The sequence below is a fragment of the Streptomyces massasporeus genome, from assembly GCF_014648995.1.
GTDB lineage: Bacteria > Actinomycetota > Actinomycetes > Streptomycetales > Streptomycetaceae > Streptomyces > Streptomyces massasporeus.
In genome coordinates this window covers 331,474-338,449 of the sequence record NZ_BMSE01000007.1, presented here as the reverse complement: position 1 = coordinate 338,449, position 6,976 = coordinate 331,474, and the positions used below count along the sequence as shown (strand labels likewise).

5 protein-coding genes are annotated in these 6,976 nt (G+C 74.3%); 4 read left to right on the top strand and 1 reads right to left on the bottom strand.

All coding sequences use genetic code 11. The annotated features are described in order from the left end of the window. From IE153_RS18810 to IE153_RS18800, 3 genes are all read left to right on the top strand, one after another. Nucleotides 1-877, top strand: an 877-nt coding sequence (locus IE153_RS18810; RefSeq protein WP_308432192.1) for an acyl-CoA carboxylase subunit beta, incomplete at its 5' end; no start/stop codon positions are given. A 9-nt stretch (nucleotides 878-886) separates the two neighbouring features. Beyond that, nucleotides 887-1,144, top strand: a complete 258-nt coding sequence (locus IE153_RS18805) for an acyl-CoA carboxylase epsilon subunit (RefSeq protein ID WP_189590832.1) — start codon at nucleotides 887-889, stop codon at nucleotides 1,142-1,144. Between the two features lie 120 nt (nucleotides 1,145-1,264). After that, a complete protein-coding gene (locus IE153_RS18800; RefSeq protein ID WP_189590831.1) occupies nucleotides 1,265-4,252 on the top strand; it encodes an AfsR/SARP family transcriptional regulator in 2,988 nt (995 codons plus the stop codon). Between the two features lie 21 nt (nucleotides 4,253-4,273). On the opposite strand, the gene IE153_RS18795 is transcribed toward IE153_RS18800, so the two are convergent. Beyond that, nucleotides 4,274-4,597: a hypothetical protein gene (locus tag IE153_RS18795; protein WP_189590830.1), complete on the bottom strand. Its 324-nt coding sequence runs from the start codon at nucleotides 4,595-4,597 to the stop codon at nucleotides 4,274-4,276. Nucleotides 4,598-4,804: 207 nt separating this feature from the next. Here IE153_RS18795 and IE153_RS41655 point away from each other — a divergent pair, with 207 nt between their 5' ends. Beyond that, entirely contained in the window at nucleotides 4,805-6,904 is a 2,100-nt protein-coding gene (locus IE153_RS41655; RefSeq protein WP_229829048.1) for an AfsR/SARP family transcriptional regulator, read from the top strand. Nucleotides 6,905-6,976 lie beyond the last annotated feature (72 nt).

The following is a 6,976-nucleotide window of genomic DNA, read 5'->3' as shown; positions in this document are numbered from 1 at the left end:
CTGCCACTTCGCCTACGACGACGAAGAGACCTGCATCGCCGAGGTCCGCTACCTCCTCTCCCTCCTCCCGCGCAACAACCGCGAGGCACCCCCCGCCGCGCCCTGCGCCGACCCCGCAGACCGGCGCTGTACGCGCCTGCGCGACCTGGTCCCGCTCGACGGCAGCCGCCCCTACGACATGCGCGAGGTCATCGCCGAGATCGTCGACGACGGCGAGCACATGGAGGTCCACGAGCGCTGGGCCACCAGCGTCATCACCACTCTCGCCCGGCTCGGCGGCCAGGTCACCGGCATCGTCGCCAGCCAGCCCAGCTCGCTCGCCGGCGTCCTCGACATCCACTCCTCCGAGAAGGCCGCCCGCTTCGTGCAACTCTGCGACGCCTTCTCGATCCCCCTGGTCACCCTCGTCGACGTCCCCGGCTTTCTGCCCGGCGTCGACCAGGAACACGGCGGCATCATCCGCCACGGCGCCAAGCTGCTCTACGCGTACTGCAACGCCACCGTCCCCCGGGTCCAGGTCATCCTGCGCAAGGCGTACGGCGGCGCCTACATCGTCATGGACTCCCGTTCCATCGGCGCCGACCTCTCCCTCGCCTGGCCCGCCAACGAGATCGCCGTCATGGGCGCCGAAGGAGCCGCGAACGTGGTCTTCCGGCGCCGCATCCAGGCCGCCGACGACCCCGACGCCATGCGCCGGCAACTGGTCAAGGAGTACAAGTCCGAGCTGATGCACCCCTACTACGCGGCCGAACGCGGCCTGGTCGACGACGTCATCGACCCCGCCGACACCCGCTCCGCGCTCATCGCCTCCCTGGCGATGCTGCGCACCAAGCACGCCGACCTGCCCACCCGCAAGCACGGCAACCCCCCGATGTGAGGAGCCCCCATGGCCCGCACCTCTCACACCCCTTCCGCCCCGCCCTTCGAAGGCCCCCTCGGCCCCGCCCTGTTCCGGGTCGTCGGCGGCAGCCCCACCCCCGAGGAAGTCGCCGCCGTCGCCGCGCTCCTCACCGCACTCGCCACGGCGCCCGCCGAGTCCGCCGCCGAGACGGCCTCCGGCACCGAGGACGCCCTCGAACAGGCGCCCGCCCGCTGGCACTGCCCCGCCGCCCCGCCCCCCTCGTCCTGGCGGGCCCGCGCCTGATCACCCGCTGGCAGCTTGCTGCCGCCGCCGTTGCGGCCCTGCCCAACGCCTTGTTACTCAGTCAGAAAGCGGCGAAACCGGCCGTACAGGTACGGCTGCGGCCGGAGTCGGGAGGCAGCGGTGCTTCAGGTGGTGTTCCGGATCCTGGGCCCGCTGGACATCAGCGCCGAGGGACGGCCCATGGCCCTGCAGGGCGCCCGGCAGCGCACCATCATGTCGATGCTGCTGCTGGCCCCGGGGCGGGTCGTCTCCGTCGACACGCTCGCCGACGCCGTCTGGCACGGCGAACCCCCCGCCACCGCCCGCAACCAGATCGCCATCTGCGTCTCCGCCCTGCGCAAGACCCTCAAGACCGCGTTCGGCATCGACGGCGTCCTCGTCACCAGCCACCCCGGCTACATGCTCTTCCCCGGCGAACACCGCATCGACGCAGTCGAGTTCGAGGAACGCGCCGCCGAGGGACGGGTCGCCGCCCGCCGCGGCGACCTCGAGGAGGCCCGCGCCCACTTCGAGGAGGCCCTCGCCATGTGGCGCGGGCCCGCCCTGGAGGGCGTCACCGCCGAACGCGTCGAGGCCGAGGCGGCCCGCCTGAGCGAACTGCGCCTCGACGTGTACGAACAGCTCACCGCCGTACGCCTGGAACTCGGCCAGCACGGCGAACTCGTCGCCGAACTCGCCCGGTTCGTCCGTGAGAACCCGCTGCGCGAACAGGCCGTCGCCCAGCTGATGCTGGCCCAGTACCGCTGCGGACGCCGCGCCGAGGCCCTGGAGACCTACCGCGAGGGGCAGCGGCTGTTCGCCGAGGAACTGGGCATCGACCCCGGCCCCGCCCTGCGGGAACTGCACGAGGAGATCCTCGCCGACGCCCCGACCCTGGTAGCGCCCCCCGACCAGGTGACCCTCGCGCCGGCCACCATCGTGCCCGCCCATCTGCCGCCCGCCCCGGCCTCCTTCACCGGGCGCCGCGACGAACTCGCCACCCTTGACCGGCTCCTGGACCACCTCGACGGCGCGGCTCTCCCGGTCGGCTCCATCACCGGCACCGGCGGCGTCGGCAAGACCGCGCTCGCCGTCCACTGGTCCCACCAAGTGCACGCCCGCTTCCCCGACGGGCAGCTCTTCGCCGACATGCGCGGCTACGACGAGGAGGAGGCCCCGCGCAAACCGAGCGCCGTCCTCGACCGCTTCCTGCGCGCCCTCGGCGTGCCCGGCCCGCAGATTCCCGCCGAACAGGTCGAACGCACCGCCCTGTTCCGCAGCGTCCTCGACGGCCGGCGGGTGCTGATCGTCCTCGACAACGCCCGCTCCTTCGCGCAGATCCGCCCGCTGCTGCCCGGCACCTCCCGCTGTTGCGTCCTGGTCACCAGCCGCGACAGCATGGGCGGCGCCATGGCCGGCGACTACGCCTTCGTCCCCCTCCAGCTCGGCTCGCTCGAACAGGACGAGTCGATCACCCTGCTGTCCCGGGTCGCGGGCGACGACCGGTTCGGCGCCGACCCGGTGGGCGCGGCCCGGCTCAGCGAGCTGTGCGACCGGCTGCCGCTGGCGCTGCGGATCGCCGCCGCCCGGCTCGCGGCCAAACCCCACTGGTCGGTACGGACCCTGGTGTCCCGCCTGGAGGACCAGCACCGCAGACTCGACGAACTCAGCATCGACTCCCGCGGTGTCCGGGCCGGCCTGCGGCTCAGCTACCGCGGCCTGCCCGCCGACACCGCCCGCATGTTCCGGCTGCTCGGCTGGCTCAGCGTCCCCGAGTTCTCCTCGTGGACCGGCGCCGCGCTGCTGGGCCTCGACCCCGTCGACGCCGAGGACCTCATCGAACAGCTCGTCGACGCCCAGCTGCTGGAACCCGTCAGCGTCGGCGTCGGCCACGTCCGCTACCGCTTCCAGGACCTGCTGCGGCTGTTCGCCCGCGAACGCGCCGCCGAGGAGGACTCCGACGACGACCGGCGCGCGGCCGTGCGCGGCGCCGGCGGCAGCTGGCTCGCCCTCGCCCGGGAGGCCCACCGCAGGATGTACGGCGGCGACTACGCCGTGATCCACGGCCCCGCCGCTCTGCGGGAACTGCCCGCCCACCTCGTGGACAGCCTGCTGGAGGACCCCATGGGCTGGTTCGAGACCGAGCGGCTCGCCCTCACCGCCCTGGTCGACCAGCTGGCCCGGGAGGACGAGTCCGCCCACGCCTGGGACCTGGCCGTCACCGCTGTCACCCTCTTCCAGAACCGCAACTACCTGGAGGACTGGCGGGACTGTGCCGAGGCCGCGCTGACGGCGGCCGTGCGCACCGGCGACCGGCTGGGCGAGGCGGCCCTGCTGCAGTCCCTCGGCACCCTGGAGATCATCCAGTGGGACTTCGGCTCCGCCCATGCACGCCTGGAGCCGGCCCTGCGCCTGTTCGAGGAGCTGGGCCGGCCCGAGGGCCGTGCGCTCGTGCTGCGCAATCTGGCTCTGTGCGCCCGTCATCAGACGGAACCGGACCGTGCGCACGAGCTGTGCCGCGACGCTCTGGAGATCTTCCGCGAGGTCGGCGACCACTACGCGGAGGCCCATGTGTTGGGCCTGCTCGCGCAGATCGAACTGGAACGGGGTGACGCCCGGGCGAGCCTGCTGCTGTCGTCGGAGGCGGTGGCCAAGAGCCGGGGCCTCGGCGCGGTGCGCGGCGAGGCGCAGAGCACCGTACGGCTGGCCGAGGCGCTCGTGCAGCAGGGAGAGGGGGAACGGGCCGAGGCGGCCTGCCGCCACGCCCTGGATCTGGTGCTCGCCAGCGGTGACCGGCGGGGTGAGGCGCATGTGCTGCGCGCGCTGGGGGAGGCACTGTGGTGCCAGGAGAAGCTGAGCGAGGCACAGACCGTGCTGCGTGACGCGGTACGGGCGGCCGAGCAGGTGCCGGACCGGTACGTCCAGGCACGGGCGGCCGTCGTCCTCGGCTGTGTGTTGATGCAGTGCTCGGACCGGGCGGGCGCCGCGGTCAGCCTGCGCATGGCGGACGAGTTGTTCGTCGAGGTCGGGGTGCGGCAGTGGCGGGAGCGGGTGCAGCAGCTGCTGGTGGCGCTCGGGGAAGACGAACCGGCCGACACACGCCTGCTGTTCGCCCTCGCCCGCCCCTGACCAGGCCCCGCCGCCGGCCGCTCAGGTCCACGGGTCGTCCTGGGCCGAGGCGGGGGCGGACGTCCACGGGTCGTCGGCGGCGCTCTTCGGCGCGGGGGTCCAGGGATCGTCGGTCGTGTCGGCGGGCGCCGAGGTCCAGGGATCGTCCCCCGGCGCCGCGGCCCGCACCGACGTCCACGGGTCGTCCGCCGTGATTCCGGGCGCCCCCTGGCCCGCCAGCGGCGCCAGGCCCTGGGCCGCGCCGAGCGTGCCGACCGCGGCGAGGGCGAGCACGGCGCCGGCCGCGAGACGGCCCACCGGAGCGGTCGCGGCGGTCTTCCTGGCGGTGTGGAAGAAGCGGTGCATCGGGTCCTCCTGGGATCGGGGGGCGTTCTCAAAGCGGTTGCCCGGGGGTACGCCGAGAACGCTAGGCAGTCCCCTTTTTCCGGCGGTTTCGAAGCTCTTTCGCCGCCCCGAAATCGATCCGAGGGCGAGGAAAAACCGCAGGTCAGTAGCTTTTCGCGGTAGACGGCCCGGAACCGGACGCGGGCCCGCGCAGCTGCGGAGGACCGCATGGAGTTCAGGATTCTCGGCCCCGTGTCCGCCGAACGCGACGGGCGGTCCGTACCCCTCGACGGCGCCAAACAGCGCGCCACCCTGGCCGCGTTGCTCCTCGCGCGGGGCCGGCTCGTCACGGACGAACGGCTCACCACCCTGCTCTGGGGCTGGGACCCGCCCACCACCAGCACCCGCCAGCTCTACACCTACGTGTCCCGGCTGCGCACCCGGCTCGGCCCCGGACACGGCCTGACCCGCCACGTCAGCGGCTACCGCATGGATCCGCAGGACGCCGTCCTCGACTGGCAAACCTTCCTGGAACTCGCCGAAGCGGGCCGCGCCGACCTGCGCGCCGGACGCTTCGCCGACGCCGAACGGCGCCTCGCCGAAGCCCTCGCCCTGTGGCACGGCCCGGCCCTCGGCGACGTCACCGATGAACTCGCCGGGACGGAGGGCCCCCGCCTGGAGGAAGCCCGTCTCACCGCCCTCGAGGACCACACCGAGGCGGCCCTGGCCCTCGGCCACCACCACGACCTCGTCCCCGCCCTCACCGGCCACGTCCACCACCACCCGCTGCGCGAGCGGCTGCGCGGCCAGCTGATGACCGCCCTGTACCGCTGCGGCCGCCGGGCCGACGCCCTCACCACCTACGAGAACACCCGCCGCCTCCTCGCCGACGACCTCGGCATCGACCCGGGCCCGGCCCTCCGCACCCTCCACCACCACATCCTCACCACGACCCTCCCCGCTCCCCCGGCCGAGGACCGCCCAACGCCCCCACTCCACACACCGCGACCGAGGCCCACCACGAACACCCAGAGCTCGACGGACGGTCAGACACCCCTGACAGGTCGGCCCTCGGTGGGACGGAGCACCGCGACGGTTCAGCCCCTCGGGTTCACCCAACTCCCTCCGGCCGACTGGCCGTCAGCGACCGGTCAGGCATCCCCGGCAGGTCGGATCCCCGGAATCGCCCGGCCCGCCGCCGGTGAGTTCGCCGTGGCCGGCCAGGCCCTCGCGTACGTCCAGGACACCGCGGTGCCCACCCTGCCTGCGCCCGCCACCACCCCCGCCCCGCCCCGCAGCGCGGCTCACCCCGATGCGTCGGCTCTCCTGCCGTCTGCACCTGGTGACTTCACCGGGCGGGAGGCCGAGATCGACGAGGTGGCCGGCGCGCTGCGGGCCCGGTACGACGTCGTGGTCACGGGTGCGCCCGGCAGCGGGACGTCCGCGCTCGCCCTGCGCGTCGCCGAACTGTGCCGCGAGGACTTCCCCGACGGCCGGCTGTACGCCGATCTGCGCACCGACGACGGCCGTGGACGGGACGCCCACGAGATCCTCGGCTGGTTCCTGCGCGCGCTGGGGATTGCCGCCGACCGGCTGCCCGGGACCGCCGACGAACGGGCGCGGCTCTACCGCGCGCAGATCGCCCGACGGCGCGTCCTGATCGTCCTCGACAACGCCGCGGACGACACCCAGGTACGCCCGCTCCTGCCCGGCGGCGGCCCGAGCCGCACCCTCGTCACCGGCACCCACGCCGCACTCGCCTCGCTCGAGGCGGTCCGGCTCGTCCGGCTCGGGCCCATGGCCCCGGCGGAGGCGGCACAGCTCCTCGCCGCGCAGGCAGGCACCGCACGCCTGGCCGCCGAACCCGAGGCGACCCTGCGCGTGGCCGAGTTCTGCGACCGGCTGCCGCTCGCGCTGCGGATCGCCGGCGCACGCCTCGCCGCCCGGCCGCACTGGCCCGTCGCCCGCCTCGCCGACCGGCTCGCTCCGGAGGAGCACCGCCTCGACGAACTGCGCATCGGCGCCCTCGACATCACCACCGGGCTGCGCACCGCGCTCGCCGGGCTCCCGGCGCGCGTGTCCGAGGCCCTGCGCGTCCTCGCGGCGGCCGGCCTGCCCCGGCTCACCGCGCGGGACGCCGCCGCGCTGCTCGACCTCACTGCGCGCGACGCGGAGGACGTCCTGGACCAGCTCACCGACGCCCACCTCGCCACGGCGACGGCCTTGCACGACGACGAACTCTGCTACCGACTGCCGCCGCTGGTCCACCTGTACGCCCTGCGGCAGTGCTCGCACGCCCGGCCCGACCGCGAGCCGACCCTGACCTGACCGCCCTTGCCCTGCTCCCCCCGCCCGGTGGCGGCCGTCCTCTCGGACCGGCCGCCACCGGGCTGCACCGCG